Genomic DNA, 16,166 nt, shown 5'->3' with positions numbered 1-16,166 from the left:
AGGCGGATAGTTGAAAAATCCGCTTCCCTTTTTAGTTGAAGGTTTAATCAGCGCAGTCTAGAATCCTTTTTTCGCGTCCGGAATGCATGGTAAGCGAGGTAAGAGATGACTCCGAAATAACAAGTGATCAGGAATGCGTGTAATAACGGAACGTACGTGGCATGTCCACCAAGAACGATCCAGGCACCGGTTGCAACCTGACAAGAGATAAAGAAGGTTGCGAACAACATACCGGTACGCGAGGTCCGGTGTTTCAGGCGAATCGCCGTGTAGTGGACGAACAGCGTATAGAAGAACAACAGACCGGCCAAAATCCGGTGAATCATTTGCACCCACGCTTCGAACGTCATCGTCGGTTGCGAACAGACCGGCCAGCCGACGCAGGCATACGTCGCACCGACATGGCGGACGAACGCTCCGGTGTAAACGACGATTAACGTATAGATCAGTAAGCCGTACAACAGTTTACGCAAGAACGCTGGGACCGATTCCCTGAATTCTTGACCGGAACGCTCCATAATCAAGATCGTCAAGATAAGTAAGGAAGCAAAAGAAATCAATGAGATTCCAAAATGGAGTGCCATGACGAGATCCGACTGTTGCCAAACGACGGCACCTGCACCGACGATGGATTGAATCAACATGAAAATGAAGGCCAGGAAAGCGAAAATCTTGATATCCAGGCGATCTTTGAAAGCGACAAGTGTCCAAAGACACAAGGCGATGATCAATAAACCGACGACTCCTGTTACTGCGCGGTGACTATACTCAATCATCGTTTCGACACTTGGATTAGTTGGAATCAATTCTCCGTGACAGAGCGGCCAATCGGTCCCGCATCCGTTTCCGGAATCTGTTTTCGTGACGGTCCCCCCCATGAGAAGAACGATCATCATCGTGAATGTGACAAATGCTGAAAAAATCGAAAGTTTTCGATTCAAAACGCAGCCACCACCTTTCTAGAGAAAATACATGATACTTGAAATACCTAGCAATAGTATCGCATAAAAAATATCGAAACGCTTGCAATCTTTTAGAAGAACGCTATTCTAATATTAGGTAAATATGGTGAACTGTGAGGTTAATCACATAGAATTCACATTTTGTTCATTATGTCGAAAGTATTTTCATACGTCATGACCTTGAATATGTGGTATCTTTTATAGAGAAAAGGACGTTTCGTGGCGTGTCTGTGTTATTTCTGTGAAGAAAATACGTGAATCCTACGTACAGAAAGAACGCGGACGGTTAGAAGGAGGAAACAACATGGCGAAAGTAAACGGGGAGACCCTGGACATCATGATCGAGCAATCGGATCAGCCGACGTTCAAGGACTATGTCACCCTAGCAAAGATGGGAATCGTTCGTGCGAATCTCATCACCGTCTTCGCAGGTTATGTCGTGGCAGCATCATACTTAACGGATGATGTTCTACTGTACTTGTGGCAGACGAAGTTGACATTATTGTGGACGCTTCTCGGAAGTGGACTGGTCATTGCCGGTAGTTGTTACCTCAATAACTATATCGACCGTGACATTGATTACAAGATGGAGCGGACGATGGGAAGACCGAGTGTAACCGGTAAGATGGATGGGCAACGGATATTGGCATTAGGACTTGGCATACTGGCTACCGGTACCGTCCTGTTGCTGATCGTTAACCATGTCGCGGCAGTTTTCGGATTGATTGGTTCGTTTGTCTACGTCGTCATCTATACGATGTGGTTAAAGCGGACACATACGATCAATACAGTCGTAGGTGGTATTTCAGGAGCAGTGCCACCGATCATTGGATTTGCGGCAGTCACTCCGACACTTCATATCGATGCATGGATTTTGTTTCTCATCATGTTCGTATGGCAACCGCCTCACTTCCTTGCGCTCGCCATGAGACGGACGGAAGAGTACCGCGCTGCCGGTATTCCAATGTTACCTGTCGTCAATGGTTTTGCGATCACGAAACGACAAATTGTATGGTGGATTGCAGTTTTACTCCCATCATCACTTCTCCTTGCGCACTACGGCATCATTTATATGCTGGTCATGGCTGTGCTCGGCGGATACTGGCTCTACATGGGACTGAAAGGTCTCAAAATCAAGGAAGAACAAGCTGAGATTAAGTGGGCTTCGAAGATGTTTTTCTTCTCGCTCTTTTATTTCACGGCTTGGATCGTGACGGTCGTACTCGTTTCTCTCTAAAACGATTTGACATACTTCACGGACACCATTGAAGAAAGAAAAAAATTGGGGAAAAGAAAGTGGGGATGGTTGTGAAAAAATCAGGAAAAATGCTCTTCCGGCTTCTTCCGATCGGTTTGATGGCATTATTGTTATCAGGTTGTGGAATCCCGGAATTGTCCGCACTACAGCCTCGCGGGGAAGGCGCACAAATGCAACTTGAAATCATTAAGCTCAGCTTATGGGTCATGTTGTTTGTCCTTGCGATTGTAGCAGTCATCTATATTTACGTACTTATGAAATTCCGTCGTAAAGCTGGAGACAACACTGTTCCGAAACAAGTGGAAGGAAATCATACACTTGAAATCATTTGGACAGTCATTCCGATTCTCTTGTTAGTCGTTCTTGCCGTACCAACCATCAAAACGACGGTTGAATTAGCAGATGCGAAAGAAGCGAAGAAAAATGAAGTCATCAACGTTACAGCCAACTTGTACTGGTGGGAGTTCGAATATCCAGACAAAGGTGTTTCAACAGGACAAGAACTCGTTATTCCAGTCGGAAAACGTGTCGCTGTCAACTTAACTTCAAAAGACGTCATCCACTCATTCTGGGTACCGGCTCTTTCTGGTAAGACAGATACAAACCCGGGTCTCGATAACGAGATGTGGTTACAAGCACAAGAAGCCGGAACATACTACGGTAAATGTGCCGAGTTATGTGGACCTTCACATGCATTGATGGACTTCAAGGTCATCGCGCTTGAGCAAGATGATTACGATGCATGGCTTAAAGACATGAAATCAGCTAAAGAAGCAGAAACAAAACAATTGGATGCAAAAAACAAAAAGAACTGGACGACTGGCGAGCAAGTTTACGCACAAAACTGCCTCAGCTGTCACGGTGGCGGGAAAGTCGCGCCAAGCTTAACAAACTTTGGTGATCGTCAGCGTATCGCTGGATACCTCGACCATGACAAAGAAAATCTCGAAAAATGGATTCGCAACCCGCAAAAAGAAAAACAAGGAACAAAAATGCCTGGTTTCTCTGAAGATAAGATTAGCGATGAAGAGTTAAGCGAACTTGCAGACTACCTATTGGACAAAAAGCTCCAATAATATTTAAGGGGGAATCATAGTGGGGACACATACTATGGGTATGCCGAAGAAAAAAACCGGCATCATGGACTGGCTAACGACAGTCGACCATAAAAAAATCGGGGTTCTCTATATCATCTCTGGATTGTTTTTCCTTCTGGTTGGTGGCGTAGAAGCCTTAATGATTCGTTTTCAATTGATTAAACCGATGAACGATTTCGTCAGCGGTGAATTATTTAACCAGTTGATCACGATGCACGGTACGACCATGATCTTCCTGGCAGCCATGCCGATGTTGATCGGCTATATGAACGCTGCTGTTCCGCTTCAAATCGGAGCACGTGACGTTGCGTTTCCGTTTTTAAACGCACTTGGTTTTTGGTTGTTCTTCTTCGGGGGAGTTTTGTTGAACCTGTCATGGTTCTTCGGCGCAGCTCCGAACGCAGGGTGGACAGCATATGCTCCGCTTTCAACTGTTCCGGAATCTCTCGGTGTTGATTTCTACTCACTCGGATTACAGATTTCTGGTTTCGGTACACTCATGGGGGGGATTAACTTCCTCGTTACGATTTTGAACATGCGTGCACCAGGTATGAAACTGATGCGGATGCCATTGTTCACATGGACAGCATTCGTTGCATCAGCATTGATCGTTTTCGCATTCCCGCCACTTACGGTCGGATTGTTCCTCTTGACGTTTGAGCGTCTGTTCGGGGCACATTTCTTCGATCCGGCAGCCGGTGGTAACATCGTCATCTGGGAACACCTTTTCTGGATTTTCGGTCACCCGGAAGTATACATCTTGATCTTACCGGCCTTCGGTATCTTCTCTGAAATCATTCCTACATTTGCCCGTAAACGTCTCTTCGGTTACACGACGATGGTCTTTGCGACAATGTTAATCGGTTTCTTAGGATTCATGGTTTGGGTTCACCATATGTTCACAGTCGGACTTGGTCCAGTTGCGAATGCAATCTTCGCGGTTGCGACAATGGCGATCGCCGTTCCGACCGGGGTCAAAATCTTCAACTGGCTCTTTACGCTATGGGGCGGTAAATTGACGTTCCCAGTTGCGATGCTCTATTCGGTTGCCTTCATCCCATCATTCCTTGTTGGTGGTATGACAGGGGTTATGCTTTCTGTTGCTCCTGCCGATTATCAGTATCATGACAGCTACTTCGTAGTTGCCCACTTCCACTACGTTATCGTTGGTGGGGTTGTCTTCGGCCTCTTCGCAGGTCTGTACTACTGGTTCCCACTCATGTTCGGGAAACAGCTCAACGAGTTCTGGGGTAAAATTCAATTCTGGTTGTTCTTCATCGGCTTCCACTTGACGTTCTTCCCGCAACACATTCTCGGTCTGACTGGTATGCCACGTCGTGTCTTCACGTACTTGCCAAACCAAGGCTGGGAAACAATGAACTTACTGTCATCAATCGGAGCAGCCTTCATGGGTGTCTCGACAATCGTTCTTGTCGTATCCATCGTTGCAGCATTGATGTCAAAAGAATACGTTAAACGTGACGTCTGGGGCGACGGTCGTACCCTCGAGTGGACGCTTCCTGTTCCAACTCCAGAGTACAACTTTGCACAGATTCCACTTGTTAAAGGTCTTGACACATACTGGCTCGAAAAAATGGCTGGAAACAAAACGGTTTCGGTTTCGGAAGAAGTCGGCGATATCCACATGCCGAACAACTCGATCCTGCCATTCGTCATGTCAGTCGGTTTATTCCTTGCCGGTCTCGGATTCATTCTTCGCCTTGACTACGGTACAGTAGGTCTGATCATCGCCTTGATCGGTCTTGCGATGACACTCTTCGCAATGTTCCTCCGTTCTTGGATTGACGATGAAGGATACTACATCCCGAAAGCGGAAATCGAAAAAGATCTACGCCTTGAAGCTGAAAAGGAGGCGAAGTAAGATGGGACATCATTCAGTACCAAACAACCCGATCACGGGTATTCCGGATCATGTTGAAAAAGCAACACTTGAGGGTAAGAATAAATATGTAGCCTTCTGGTTCTTCCTTGGAGGAGAGACGACATTGTTCGCTTCTCTCTTCGGGACGTACATCGGTTTGCACAACTCTGGTGCAAAAGAAGGATTACGCAGTTACGATATTTTTGAAATGGGTCTTGTCTTCATCATGACGATGCTCCTTCTCACAAGCTCACTGACAAGTGTTCTTGCGATGATGGCGATGAAACGTAATGATGTCAAGAAAATGAAAATGTGGTTGATCATCACGCTTGCACTCGGTTTAGGGTTCCTCAGCGGTGAGATTTATGAGTTCAATCATTATTACCACATCGGTCACACGTTTACGTCAAGTGCTTTTGGATCAGCCTTCTACACACTCGTTGGTTTCCACGGAGCACACGTCTTGTTCGGTCTCCTCTGGATCTCGACATTGTTGATTCGGAACTGGAATCGCGGCATCACGGTCGTCAACGCACCGAAGTATTATGTTTCAAGTCTTTACTGGCACTTCATTGACGTCGTCTGGGTCTTTATCTTCTCAGTCGTCTACCTCATGGGGATGGTGAAATAAGATGGAAAAACACGAACCGCAATTAACACGTAATCAAGTTGAACTCGAGTTGAAAGCAGATCGCAGCCGCGAGATGCAGTTGCAACTCACGAGTTTCGCTTTGATGATCTTTCTCACACTGATTGCTTTTGGTGCGGTCATGGCAGAACTCATGCCACACTGGGCAGCGGGTGGATTCCTGATCATCATGGCAATCGTTCAAGTCTACTTGCAGCTTTATATGTTCATGCATATGAACAATAAAGGCAACACTTGGGTCAAAGTCATGATGGCACTCGGCATCTTCGTCGCCTTGACGATCGTCGCGACACTCCGTCTTTTGATCTGGTAATCAATTGTGACCATTCTGCTAACGTTTAGCAGGATGGTCTTTTATTTTGGAATCGTTTTATGAGAAACCTTTACAATGAAATAGGGGAACGGTAATCTTAATCTGTAGGAAAAAGGAACGGGGTGAAAAACATGTTAGGCAATTTAAGGGGATCCTTATCACAATTCGACTGGACCGTTTTATGGAGTCCATACTATGCATTACTTTTAATTGGTATATATGTTTTATACGCTGTATTGACGGAAAAAATCCGTCGACCTGATGAAGCGGAGACGACATTAGGACAAAAGTTTTCGATGCTTGCGGCTTTGTTTGTCTATTACATCGGTTTTGGCAGCCCGCTTGATGTCTTGGCCCATATCACGTTCTCTGCTCATATGTTGCAGATGGTCTTCGTGTACATGGTGGCACCGCCGCTCTTGATGATTGCGATTCCAGGGTGGGTGTTCAAACGGTTGTTTGAGGTACCGTATCTTGGACGGACATTACGATTTTTCATTTTGCCGTTGATTGCACTGATTTTGTTTAATTCACTGTTTACGTTTTATCACATGCCCTTCATCTTTGATTACGTCCTGACGAACTATACGGTGCACCGGATTTTCCACGGGACATTGATTTTCCTCAGTATGACGATGTGGTATCCGATTATCGCACCGGTCAATGAAGAAGACAGCTTGTCGGATTTGAAGAAAATGGTTTATATCGTCGCCAATGGTGTTTTGTTGACGCCGGCGTGTGCGTTCATGATCTTTAGTCAAAGTTTCCAGTACGACGCCTATCAGGATCCGGCAACATTCGCAAAAGTATTAGCATACTGTATGCCGAATAATGATTTGAGTGGACTCAACATGGAACGGCTGTTCGGAACAACAAAAGATTTGCTCGAAGACCAGCGTTTTGGTGGGGTTCTCATGAAACTTGGTCAAGAGTTAGTGTATGGGCTGTTCTTTGGTCTGACATTCTTTACTTGGGTCAGACGTTCTAAAAGTACTGCTGTCGATGAAGGTATGTCCTTCTCGCCAAAAGCGGATTAAATTGGGGGAAGTTGGAACATGAGTTATTTGCCGTTGATTTGTGTCTCGTTGATTGTCATCAGTGCGATTTTTGTCGCAATCGGTTGGTTTTTGATTGCGCAGACACGCCGAAATATGAAAGCACACCAATTCGTGATGACGATTGCTGCTGCATTAGCCTTACTATTCTTCATCATGTACGCGTTACGGACGATTCTGCTCGGTAACACGGCGTTTGGAGGACCGGATACGGTCAAACCGTACTACACAGGATTTTTGATTTTCCACATTTTGCTCGCGACATCAGGTGGTGTCCTTGGACTGATGGCTCTGTTCTTTGCCTATAAGAAAAACTTTGCAAAACACCGTAAAATCGGTCCGAAAGCATCGGTCATTTGGTTTTTAACGGCGATTACAGGTGTGATCGTCTACTGTCTGTTATACGTGGTCTACGAGCCGGGAGAGACAACAAATGTGTTCCGGGCCGTCTGGAACCATTAAGGAGGTCTTGATTTGAAGAAAAACAGTTATTTGACTGTCGCCGCAGTCGTGTTGATTTTAGTAGCTGCAACAGGCGGGTATTATTACTTCTTCATGAAAGAAAAATTACCCGTCATCGCGGAGCCGACACCATTTGAATTGACGAATGCAGTCGATGGGAAACAGTTTAGTTCGGAAGATGGAAAAGTCAAAGTACTGACGTTTTTCTACTCGAACTGTCCGGATATCTGTCCGTTGACGTTAAACGATTACCGTAAACTCGAAAAGCAGTTACGTGCGGAAGAGTTGTACGGAACAGATGTCGAACTGGTCGCGGTCACGGTCGATCCGAAAGTAGATACACAAAAAGTATTGAAAAAGTATGCTTCGAACTTTGAAGCAAATGCAAAAGGCTGGAAAGTGTTGACGGGAGATGATGTCGTCATTGATCGTCTGACACGCCAATTGAATTTCTATTATTCAAAAGCAGAAAGCGGCTTAGTCACACACGGTACGCAGATGTTCATACTCGACCGGGATAATAAAGTCCGGGCAATCTCTTCAATGGCAAAAACGACAGACGAACCGGTCGACTTAGAGGAAGTAATGACATCGGTCAAACAACTTGCGAAGGAGTGAATTCCGTGATGGAACAGCAGTATCAAGTAACGGGCGCAGTAACGGTCTCGGTTCAAGCGATTGAAGAACTTTTACTCTGTACAGTCCTTGATTTCGGTGCGACGGTAGCCCGGATCAAACGGTTATCCGGAGATTCGGTTTCGTTCAGCTTGAAAGTCCAGGTCGACGCCACACGGCTTCCGGACTTGTATCACTATTTGCGTGAACAAGTAAACATCCAATTAGGGGAAGATGTGTTGGACTATCTTCAGTTGGTAGCCAAGTAACCGGGACTCCTCGATTTCAGTGGGATATCCGTAAAAAGTAAAGGAGGCACTTTCTCGATTCGTGAGGAGGTGCCTCCTTTTTAGATAATTGTTACGCAATAAAAAAATCAAAATCCACGAAAGGTGAATTTTGATTCGTTGAGTGCTTATTTTTCGAGTGTTTCAAGCAATGCAGTTAAGCGGCGCTCGCAGTCTTTGACGATCTCAGGAGGGAACTCCTCATCGTATTCGACGCCGTGCGGATAGTAATGTTTTCCGAGTAACGGTGTCAACATCCGAACGACTGCTTGACGGTCTTCGATCTCACCTTGGATGGCATAGACCGGAATACGGAGGTAAAATACCTCGCCCGTCGATTGTTTTTCGTATTTCATGTCATACATGGCACGCTCATAATCCCATTGTCCTTCGCGGACGAAACGGTGATGCGCCATAATCGTTTCGAGTAACCCGAACTTCATTTCCTTATTTTCGATTCCGAACTGTTCAAACTTCATGTGTGAATCCCCCTATACCCCAGTTTGCTAGTGTACACTAGTCTTTCCAAGCTATCATACCATAATGAAACTACCGATAAAGAAAAAGTTGTGAAGTCAATTTGAAGAATTCATGAACTTCCGTATTTTCGCTCAACGTATTCAAGAATCGTATCCGGTGCATGGATGCCGAGGTGATTTAATCCTTCTCCGCCGAAGAAAACGTTAAATTCAAGCACATAAATATGACCGTCTCGGAAAATGAGATCAAATCCGGCATGATCGATATCGAGTTGCTTGGCGAGAGTCAGCACAAAATCAAGTGCCTCCTGTGGAATGTTCTCGAAATCAAGGACACCCCCTTGAGCGACGTTATTCAAAAACTCGGTACCTCCGACCCGCCAATAAGCAGCGAGAACCTGATCGCCGACGACGACGACACGTAAATCCTTTTCATTCGGAATATATTCCTGTACATAAAACGTATCATGTTGCGCCACGTATTTATCCCAGTCTGCGTCATTTTTGATCAGATGGACGCCTTGACCCATGGAACTGCGGACGGTCTTGGCGACGAACGGAAAACTGAACTGATCGAGCACACGGGAAATCGTGAATTCGTTTTTTCCGTAAATTTCTGTCCGGGGAATATTGTCGGGAATAACGGTTTTGAAAATCCGTGTCATTTCGATTTTATCGTGCCCTAAATGGAATGTTGCCGCTGACGGGAAAATCGGTTTTTTCATTCCGTAGATAATAGAATGGATCTGCCAATATTCCGGAAACAAGATAACATCTGCCTGGGCGATTTTATTTAATGAATCAAAATGATAATCCGACTTCGCATGCTCGGTTTTGATACCAATCGTCCGGAACATGTTAAATGATAAAAATTGCATACAATTCATTCCTTCCTTCTGAACAAATTATACACAATTCAGCGTGCTAGGAGCGAGATAAATGTTATGATATGATGGTTAAGTTAAGGAGGAGATTCGTTGTGATTTATTCAGATAAAACAATCGACCTCATCAACGCAGCGGAAGACCTTGCATACTCTCTCTCGCAAAGCGAAACAGGTCAAGCATATAGATTAGCAAAACAGGCACGTGCAAACTCAAGACAAGCACAGGACGTCATTCGTGATTTTAACCGCATTAAGGAAGAATACGAATTGGTGCAACGATTTGGCCGGTATCATCCGGACTATCAAACCATCACAAAAAAAGTGCATGAAATTAAACGTGCGCTTGATTTACAGGAAGAAGTCGCACAGTTTAAGAAGGCGGAGAAGCAATTGGAAACGCTCCTCGGACAAGTCAGTCTCGTCCTGGCCGGACAAGTCTCTCCTCAAATCAAAGTACCGACCGGAAATCCATTTTTCGATCAGGGATGCGCAGGCGGGTGTTCGACTGGCGGAAGCTGCAGCTGTAGCGGTTAAGAACGACACAAGGGAGGAACGGTGTGTGATCAAGGATCGAATCGGACTTATCGTCTATGTCAATGCGTTGAAGGCCTCACGTCAATTGCGTCGGTTCGGAAATGTCTATTTCACTTCAAAACGGGAACGGTACGTTTTCTTATACGTTGATTTGGAACGGCATGAACAGATAGTTGAACGGATTACGGAACTGCCGTTTGTCGAGAGCGTCATTCGATCAGAACGGCCGTTCATCAGCGAAACGTATGCGAATAAAAAAGGTAAGATACAAGAAGAAGTCTAACAGGTAGAGCGATGAGGTCATCCTCGTCGCTCTTTTTTGAAAGGATGAGAAGGCATGCGGGTCATATCAGGAGAACGAAAAGGTACACGAATCAAAGCGGTTCCGGGAGATCAGACACGACCGACGACAGATAAAGTCAAGGAGTCCTTATTCAATGTCATCGGACCGTATTTTGACGGAGGGAAGGCGCTTGATTTATTTGCGGGAAGCGGCGGTCTCGGAATCGAAGCTTTATCCCGGGGATGCGATGAAGCTGTTTTTGTCGATCAACATTTTAGAGCGGTTCAAACGATTAAAGAAAATTTACAAACAACACGTTTGACGGAGCGGAGCCGTGTCTTAAAAAAAGACGTGACGGTAGCCTTGGCGGAACTGGCGGGCGAATCGCCCTTTAAATTGATTTTTCTCGACCCCCCGTATGCGAAGGAACAACTCGCAGAGCAAGTGGCCTACATAGAGCAACATGACATGCTGACGGACAACGGCGTTATTGTTTGTGAACATGGATCAGAAACGGAGTTACCGGATGTCATCGGCCGTTTGCAGGTCATCAGACGGCTGCAGTATTCTACGGTCATCTCGATTACATTGTATGAATTTACAGAACTGGAGGAACGAGCATGAAACGAATCGCTATCTGTCCCGGGAGTTTTGATCCCATCACGAACGGGCATCTTGATATCATTGAACGGGCAGCGCCGATTTTTGACGAAATCATCGTTGCCGTATTAAACAATTCCTCCAAGCAACCGTTGTTTTCAGTTCAGGAACGAATGGAGCTGATTTCAGAAGTGACGGAACATTTACCCCATATCAAAGTCGATGCTTTTAACGGGCTACTTGTTGATTATGCTTCGACGGTCGGAGCGGATGTCATCGTCCGTGGCTTGCGCGCCGTGTCGGATTTCGAGTATGAGATGCAAGTCGCGTCCATCAATAAAAAAATGAATGATCAAATCGAGACGTTATTTATGATGACGAACAACCAGTATTCATTTTTAAGTTCATCAATCGTCAAGGAAGCAGCCAAATACGGAGCATCGGTTGCCGGTCTCGTGCCTCCTGCCGTCGAAGAAGCATTACGTCATAAATACAGCGAAGGAGAATTAAGATGAAGGCTTGGAAACCGGCACTGGCTGCTGTTCTCGCAGCGATGATTGCTTTTTTTGTTCCGCTTCCGTATTTCATTTCCTATCCTGGGGACGCGACATCGACAGAGCAACTGATTGACGTCAAAGGGGCGACAAAAGAACCGGGTGACCTGATGATGCTGACGATTGCCCAGCGGCGGGCGACACCCTATTTTCTCGTAGAGAGCCTGTTTCTGCCGTTTGCGGACCGTTCGAGCGTCAGTGACTATCTATATGACGGCGAGTCGGATACGCAGTATGAGAAACGTCAGAAGCTTTACATGGAAGAAGCCCAACATAACGCGACGATTGAAGGGTATGAACTTGCAGGGAAAAAAGCGACGGTCGATTTCAAGGGGATTTATGTCTCGGGAATCATTCCGGATGGTCCGGCAGATGGGAAGTTAAAAGCCGGGGATCAGATTACGACGGTTGGCGATAAAGCGATTACTTCGTTGAGCAGTTTCATGAAAACGATCAGCAGCAAAAAAGCAGGAACGAAAGTAAAGCTGACATACCTACGAAACAAAAAACAACGACAGACGAACATTACCGTCAGTCAGCTGACAAAGGGATCGGAGCGGGTCGGACTGGGAATTTATGAGCCGCTTCCGATATCTTCCGTAAAGACAGATCCGGAAGTCGATTTTAACGTCAAGGATGTCGGCGGTCCATCGGCCGGAATGATGTTCACGCTCGAAATTTATGATCAACTGACGAAAGGCGATTTAGCCAAAGGATATAAAATTGCCGGAACCGGTACGATTGAAGAGGGCGGAAAAGTCGGTCCGATCGGCGGAGCGTGGCAAAAAGTTGTCGCGGCAGACGAAGCCGATGCAGAAATCATGTTTGTCCCGGCGGGTGAAAATTACAAAGAAGCAAAACCGTCAATCCAAAAAATCGAGACGAGTATGAAACTCGTCCCGATCAAGACAGTGGAAGATGCACTAGATTATTTGGAAACACTGCCGGCAAAATGAGCGAAGCGGCGATGTTCTTCAAGCCTGTCATAACGAGCCAAGGGCACAGCGTATGCTGCTGTGACGTGGCTTTCTTTGATGAGCCAGGGATGTTTCTCGAATGTCGAAATGACCGGAATACGCTGTTTGATTTCGCGTAAGGCGAGACGCCCGTTGTCATTGAAGGCCAATGGACGGACGTAGTCGATCCGGTCGAATGCGATATTTTCGAACTCGCTTGATTTAGATGACGTCAACAGGTAGATCAGGACACGCTGCAGGCTGGTCCGGGTGTAACGACGTGTTTTAACAGCCGTCATGAAGTTATCGAACGTCTCGTTTTTACGTGCTCCTTCAATCAGGCGCGGGGCCAAAGAGGAATCGATCCCGTTAAATTGCATTAAATCATCGAGAGGGGTTGTCAGAAGGCGGTGGCGGATAAAAGGATAGTAGGGCTCAAATGAAGCAAAGACCGCATTCCGCAGCGTCTCAGCGGTCAGTTCCGGTAAACCGATCAATGAGTGATGCGTTGCGTGATAAGCACGGATTGCCGTGGCACTCATGATGTCACCGGTGGAAAGATCATGGTAGCCGCTCCCAATGCGTTTTGTCGTGTGCAAGGTGATCGTCGAGGCAGCCCGGGCGTAATAATATCCGAGTGTATTATTTGGTGTCGTCAAGTCCAGTGTCGTCGTCATCTCCCGGAATGCATGACTGGCGGCTGTTGCAGACGATAATCCACGGGCTAACCCTTCCTGCATCAGTTCTTGATAACGCGGAGTCGCTTCCTGATTTTCGGCAGCAGCCTCGATGAACGGCTCCAATTGACCGCATTCACTCCCGAACGATAAACTTTCCGCACCAATCGTCTCGGCAATCGTGACTCCCCCGAGGGCGAACCGGTCGGCCCGTTGGACGGCGAAATAAAACGGAAGTTCGAGGACGAGATCGATTTCGCCACTCGCGACTGCCGCCTGCGCCCGGGTCCATTTGTCTGTAAAAGCCGGTTCACCGCGCTGTGTGAACGTTCCGCTCATGATGGCGACAATCAAATCAGCGCCTGTTTCTTGACGTGCGATTTTTGCTTGATAAAGGTGTCCGTTGTGAAACGGATTGTACTCAGAAATAATTGCAGTCATTCTCATGAAACTTTCTCCTTTGCAAACCGAATTAAGTGCGGTAATATGGATGAAGACGTCCAAAAGTGTTCGTTCTCTAGCGATTTCAGTGTAAAGAAAAAACATTGACAAAACAAGATGTCCTCTCTATAATTCATATTGTTGCAATTGAGGTGATTCGGATGAAATGGTCCCTGATGCAATTGAATAAATTGCGCAATCTGGGTCAACTTCAGGTTAACGAGACGATTGAGCTTCCTGAGCTCATCGCCCTCCATCCGGATATCCGGGCGGTGCAACCTGTGCACGTTCGTGCAAATGCATCGTTTACATCGAATCAATTAATATTCAATCTCCGGATTACAGGCGAAATGACGCTTCCGGATGCCCGGACGCTGAGTGACGTCGCGTACCCGTTCGAGATTGAATCCATCGAGTCGTTCCTGCTCGAGGTTGATGCTGTTCCGAGTGATTCGGATGACATCAACTTACCGAACGGGAATACGGTTGATCTTCAACCACTCGTGCAAGAATTGATTTTACTTCATGTGCCAGTGCAAGTGCATGGGGATGATGAAGAAAATCAGTTGGTTCAAGGGGAAGGCTGGACGGTTCTCTCTGAAGAAGCGCCAGAAGAAGCTGAACCAAAAATTGATCCGCGACTTGCGGGTCTCGCTCAGTTCTTTAAAAAAGATCAGGATTCCTAATCTTTTCATAAAAAGACGAGTGTATTTTTTCAAGGAGGTGGACAACGATGGCAGTACCATTCCGCAGAACGTCGAAAACACGCAAACGTCTTCGCCGTACTCATTTCAAACTCCGTGTACCAGGTATGGTCGAGTGCCCAAACTGTGGTGAAATGAAACTTTCACACCGCGTTTGTAAAGCATGTGGCTCGTACAAAGGTAAAGAAATCGTCAGCAAGTAAGCTGAATGATCGGTATAAAAGCGACCCTAGAATCGAGCAATCGGTTTGACAGGTCGCTTTTTTTGATGAAAGAAGGAGCGTGGACAGATGAGTCAAGTAGGAATCATCGGTGCTGGATCGATTGGATTATTAATCGCATCCTACCTTGCAGAACAGCACAGTGTGACACTCTATACGAGACAAACGACAGGGCATGAAATCAAGATTATCCGGGATAACCAAGTCAGCCGACCTGTAGAGGTGCGGCCGCTTGAACAATTCGAGTCACAAGACTTGGTGTTCGTGACGACAAAGTCGTATGATATAAAAAGTGTGATGCCTTATCTGACGAACGGAAAGATGCCGGTCATGTTCTTACAGAACGGGATGGGGCATGTGAAAGAAGCGGAGCAAGTACCGCAGGCGTTGTTCGGGATCGTCGAGCATGGTGCCATGAGAACGGGACAATACGCGGTCCGACATACCGGAATGGGACGGATCCGCTACGGGCGGGTACCCGTCGCGATGTTTGAAGCGACACCGTTGCAGTTTGAGTATGTTCCGGACATCGCGCAGGTCATGTTAACGAAATTATTCATGAACGCCGTCATCAATCCATTAACTGCCTATTACCGGATTACGAACGGTCAATTACTGGAAGCACCTTACGCTGAAAAGGCACACGGTATTTTTGAAGAGTTGCGGAACGTCTTTCCGGAGCATCCGATCAGCTATGAAGAAATCGAACAGGTCATCAGACGAACCGCGCTGAATCGTTCGTCGATGCTTCAAGATATAGAGCAGGGAAGACAAACGGAAATTGAGCCGATTGTCGGTTTTGTCCTGGAACACGCGGTGAATCCGACACCCTTACTGACTTTTTATTTTAATCAGATTAAATCTCAGGAAAAAAGAGGGGATTCGATGTGACGTGGTTTATTATTTTTCCAATCTTCAGCTTAGTTAGCTTATACCTTATTTTTTTGATGGTCTTTCGCCAACACGGAAAAGCAGTCCGGTTGGCGCTTGATTTAGGTACATTCATCGTATTGTATGGAATTCACGTCGCCTTGATTGCCCTGACCGGTCAAAATTATTTAGGGTGGCTGTTAATCGCCGTCCTCTTGATTTTTGCAGTCAATGCCTTATGGCAACGGATCAAAAAGGTGGATGTGGATTATATACAGATGATTCGACACAGTTGGCGGATTACGATCTTGATTGCTCTTCCGGTTCAGTTGACGCTGTTTGGAATCGGAATTCAACAACTGTTCATTCATTGATTTTGTC

22 protein-coding genes are annotated in these 16,166 nt (G+C 46.2%); 18 read left to right on the top strand and 4 right to left on the bottom strand.

Translation table 11 applies throughout. The annotated features are described in order from the left end of the window. Positions 1-47: 47 nt before the first annotated feature. Positions 48-941, bottom strand: a complete 894-nt coding sequence (locus tag EXIG_RS10195; RefSeq protein WP_012370860.1) for a COX15/CtaA family protein — start codon at positions 939-941, stop codon at positions 48-50. Between the two features lie 325 nt (positions 942-1,266). Between EXIG_RS10195 and cyoE the strand changes: the two genes are divergently transcribed. From cyoE to EXIG_RS10150, 9 genes are all read left to right on the top strand, one after another. Beyond that, on the top strand, positions 1,267-2,199 hold the full coding sequence (cyoE, locus tag EXIG_RS10190) for a heme o synthase (protein WP_012370859.1): 933 nt from the start codon (positions 1,267-1,269) through the stop codon (positions 2,197-2,199). 65 nt (positions 2,200-2,264) lie between these two features. Next, complete coding sequence (gene coxB, locus EXIG_RS10185) at positions 2,265-3,296, top strand: cytochrome c oxidase subunit II (protein ID WP_012370858.1); 1,032 nt, start codon at positions 2,265-2,267, stop codon at positions 3,294-3,296. Positions 3,297-3,330: 34 nt separating this feature from the next. Then, the gene (ctaD, locus tag EXIG_RS10180) at positions 3,331-5,199 is read left to right on the top strand and encodes a cytochrome c oxidase subunit I (RefSeq protein WP_026827913.1); all 1,869 of its coding nucleotides are present in this window, start codon (positions 3,331-3,333) and stop codon (positions 5,197-5,199) included. 1 nt (position 5,200) lies between these two features. After that, positions 5,201-5,830 (top strand): cytochrome (ubi)quinol oxidase subunit III, encoded by a 630-nt coding sequence (locus EXIG_RS10175; RefSeq protein ID WP_012370856.1) that lies wholly within the window; start codon positions 5,201-5,203, stop codon positions 5,828-5,830. A gap of 1 nt (position 5,831) precedes the next feature. Then, complete coding sequence (locus EXIG_RS10170) at positions 5,832-6,161, top strand: cytochrome C oxidase subunit IV family protein (protein ID WP_012370855.1); 330 nt, start codon at positions 5,832-5,834, stop codon at positions 6,159-6,161. A gap of 131 nt (positions 6,162-6,292) precedes the next feature. Beyond that, the gene (gene ctaG / locus EXIG_RS10165) at positions 6,293-7,198 is read left to right on the top strand and encodes a cytochrome c oxidase assembly factor CtaG (RefSeq protein WP_041261986.1); all 906 of its coding nucleotides are present in this window, start codon (positions 6,293-6,295) and stop codon (positions 7,196-7,198) included. An 18-nt stretch (positions 7,199-7,216) separates the two neighbouring features. Further along, a complete protein-coding gene (locus EXIG_RS10160; RefSeq protein WP_012370853.1) occupies positions 7,217-7,678 on the top strand; it encodes a DUF420 domain-containing protein in 462 nt (153 codons plus the stop codon). A 12-nt stretch (positions 7,679-7,690) separates the two neighbouring features. Next, positions 7,691-8,296, top strand: a complete 606-nt coding sequence (locus tag EXIG_RS10155) for an SCO family protein (RefSeq protein WP_012370852.1) — start codon at positions 7,691-7,693, stop codon at positions 8,294-8,296. Between the two features lie 8 nt (positions 8,297-8,304). Continuing rightward, the gene (locus EXIG_RS10150; protein WP_012370851.1) at positions 8,305-8,562 is read left to right on the top strand and encodes a hypothetical protein; all 258 of its coding nucleotides are present in this window, start codon (positions 8,305-8,307) and stop codon (positions 8,560-8,562) included. A gap of 146 nt (positions 8,563-8,708) precedes the next feature. Here EXIG_RS10150 and EXIG_RS10145 read toward each other — a convergent pair whose 3' ends face one another. Next, positions 8,709-9,059 carry a YugN family protein gene (locus EXIG_RS10145; protein WP_012370850.1) on the bottom strand — a complete coding sequence of 117 codons (351 nt, stop codon included), beginning with the start codon at positions 9,057-9,059 and terminating at the stop codon, positions 8,709-8,711. Positions 9,060-9,169: 110 nt separating this feature from the next. Further along, positions 9,170-9,937 carry an ATP-grasp domain-containing protein gene (locus EXIG_RS10140; protein ID WP_234944529.1) on the bottom strand — a complete coding sequence of 256 codons (768 nt, stop codon included), beginning with the start codon at positions 9,935-9,937 and terminating at the stop codon, positions 9,170-9,172. 101 nt (positions 9,938-10,038) lie between these two features. Between EXIG_RS10140 and EXIG_RS10135 the strand changes: the two genes are divergently transcribed. From EXIG_RS10135 to EXIG_RS10115, 5 genes are read left to right on the top strand one after another with little or no spacing between them, the layout of a single operon-like run. Further along, positions 10,039-10,479 (top strand): YlbF/YmcA family competence regulator, encoded by a 441-nt coding sequence (locus tag EXIG_RS10135; protein ID WP_012370848.1) that lies wholly within the window; start codon positions 10,039-10,041, stop codon positions 10,477-10,479. Between the two features lie 25 nt (positions 10,480-10,504). Next, positions 10,505-10,762, top strand: coding sequence for a YlbG family protein (locus EXIG_RS10130; RefSeq protein WP_012370847.1), 258 nt, complete (start codon positions 10,505-10,507; stop codon positions 10,760-10,762). 54 nt (positions 10,763-10,816) lie between these two features. Continuing rightward, positions 10,817-11,386, top strand: coding sequence for a 16S rRNA (guanine(966)-N(2))-methyltransferase RsmD (rsmD, locus tag EXIG_RS10125; RefSeq protein WP_012370846.1), 570 nt, complete (start codon positions 10,817-10,819; stop codon positions 11,384-11,386). Beyond that, the gene (coaD, locus tag EXIG_RS10120; protein ID WP_012370845.1) at positions 11,383-11,877 is read left to right on the top strand and encodes a pantetheine-phosphate adenylyltransferase; all 495 of its coding nucleotides are present in this window, start codon (positions 11,383-11,385) and stop codon (positions 11,875-11,877) included. The genes rsmD and coaD overlap by 4 nt, the downstream gene beginning before the upstream one ends. Then, positions 11,874-12,872 (top strand): SepM family pheromone-processing serine protease, encoded by a 999-nt coding sequence (locus EXIG_RS10115; RefSeq protein WP_012370844.1) that lies wholly within the window; start codon positions 11,874-11,876, stop codon positions 12,870-12,872. Before coaD ends, EXIG_RS10115 begins: the two co-directional genes overlap by 4 nt. Here EXIG_RS10115 and EXIG_RS10110 read toward each other — a convergent pair. Beyond that, on the bottom strand, positions 12,845-13,996 hold the full coding sequence (locus EXIG_RS10110) for a tRNA(Met) cytidine acetate ligase (RefSeq protein WP_012370843.1): 1,152 nt from the start codon (positions 13,994-13,996) through the stop codon (positions 12,845-12,847). The two genes, EXIG_RS10115 and EXIG_RS10110, sit on opposite strands and share 28 nt — an antisense overlap. A 170-nt stretch (positions 13,997-14,166) precedes the next feature. Between EXIG_RS10110 and EXIG_RS10105 the strand changes: the two genes are divergently transcribed. The 4 genes from EXIG_RS10105 (at position 14,167) to EXIG_RS10095 (ending at position 16,159) form a co-directional block, all read left to right on the top strand. Next, on the top strand, positions 14,167-14,676 hold the full coding sequence (locus tag EXIG_RS10105) for a YceD family protein (protein WP_234944528.1): 510 nt from the start codon (positions 14,167-14,169) through the stop codon (positions 14,674-14,676). Between the two features lie 47 nt (positions 14,677-14,723). Further along, positions 14,724-14,897: a 50S ribosomal protein L32 gene (gene rpmF, locus EXIG_RS15765; protein WP_012370841.1), complete on the top strand. Its 174-nt coding sequence runs from the start codon at positions 14,724-14,726 to the stop codon at positions 14,895-14,897. 87 nt (positions 14,898-14,984) lie between these two features. Continuing rightward, entirely contained in the window at positions 14,985-15,806 is an 822-nt protein-coding gene (locus tag EXIG_RS10100) for a ketopantoate reductase family protein (RefSeq protein WP_012370840.1), read from the top strand. After that, a complete protein-coding gene (locus EXIG_RS10095; RefSeq protein WP_012370839.1) occupies positions 15,803-16,159 on the top strand; it encodes a DUF3397 domain-containing protein in 357 nt (118 codons plus the stop codon). The genes EXIG_RS10100 and EXIG_RS10095 overlap by 4 nt, the downstream gene beginning before the upstream one ends. The last annotated feature ends 7 nt before the right edge of the window (positions 16,160-16,166 follow it).

The sequence above is a fragment of the Exiguobacterium artemiae 255-15 genome, assembly GCF_000019905.1.
Taxonomy (GTDB): domain Bacteria; phylum Bacillota; class Bacilli; order Exiguobacteriales; family Exiguobacteriaceae; genus Exiguobacterium_A; species Exiguobacterium_A artemiae.
The sequence above is the reverse complement of the archived record's forward strand: the minus strand, read 5'-3'. Positions and strand labels throughout refer to the sequence as shown.

Bases quoted from the DNA above. Each gene is read 5' to 3' on its own strand.
- rpmF (WP_012370841.1), top strand. From the start codon at position 14,724: ATGGCAGTACCATTCCGCAGAACGTCGAAAACACGCAAACGTCTTCGC.
- coaD (WP_012370845.1), top strand. From the start codon at position 11,383: ATGAAACGAATCGCTATCTGTCCCGGGAGTTTTGATCCCATCACGAAC.
- cyoE (WP_012370859.1), top strand. From the start codon at position 1,267: ATGGCGAAAGTAAACGGGGAGACCCTGGACATCATGATCGAGCAATCG.
- ctaD (WP_026827913.1), top strand. From the start codon at position 3,331: ATGGGTATGCCGAAGAAAAAAACCGGCATCATGGACTGGCTAACGACA.
- EXIG_RS10160 (WP_012370853.1), top strand. From the start codon at position 7,217: ATGAGTTATTTGCCGTTGATTTGTGTCTCGTTGATTGTCATCAGTGCG.
- EXIG_RS10115 (WP_012370844.1), top strand. From the start codon at position 11,874: ATGAAGGCTTGGAAACCGGCACTGGCTGCTGTTCTCGCAGCGATGATT.
- EXIG_RS10145 (WP_012370850.1), bottom strand. From the start codon at position 9,059: ATGAAGTTTGAACAGTTCGGAATCGAAAATAAGGAAATGAAGTTCGGG.
- EXIG_RS10150 (WP_012370851.1), top strand. From the start codon at position 8,305: ATGGAACAGCAGTATCAAGTAACGGGCGCAGTAACGGTCTCGGTTCAA.
- EXIG_RS10100 (WP_012370840.1), top strand. From the start codon at position 14,985: ATGAGTCAAGTAGGAATCATCGGTGCTGGATCGATTGGATTATTAATC.
- ctaG (WP_041261986.1), top strand. From the start codon at position 6,293: ATGTTAGGCAATTTAAGGGGATCCTTATCACAATTCGACTGGACCGTT.
- EXIG_RS10140 (WP_234944529.1), bottom strand. From the start codon at position 9,937: ATGCAATTTTTATCATTTAACATGTTCCGGACGATTGGTATCAAAACC.
- EXIG_RS10175 (WP_012370856.1), top strand. From the start codon at position 5,201: ATGGGACATCATTCAGTACCAAACAACCCGATCACGGGTATTCCGGAT.
- EXIG_RS10110 (WP_012370843.1), bottom strand. From the start codon at position 13,996: ATGAGAATGACTGCAATTATTTCTGAGTACAATCCGTTTCACAACGGA.
- EXIG_RS10170 (WP_012370855.1), top strand. From the start codon at position 5,832: ATGGAAAAACACGAACCGCAATTAACACGTAATCAAGTTGAACTCGAG.
- EXIG_RS10105 (WP_234944528.1), top strand. From the start codon at position 14,167: ATGCAATTGAATAAATTGCGCAATCTGGGTCAACTTCAGGTTAACGAG.
- rsmD (WP_012370846.1), top strand. From the start codon at position 10,817: ATGCGGGTCATATCAGGAGAACGAAAAGGTACACGAATCAAAGCGGTT.
- coxB (WP_012370858.1), top strand. From the start codon at position 2,265: ATGGTTGTGAAAAAATCAGGAAAAATGCTCTTCCGGCTTCTTCCGATC.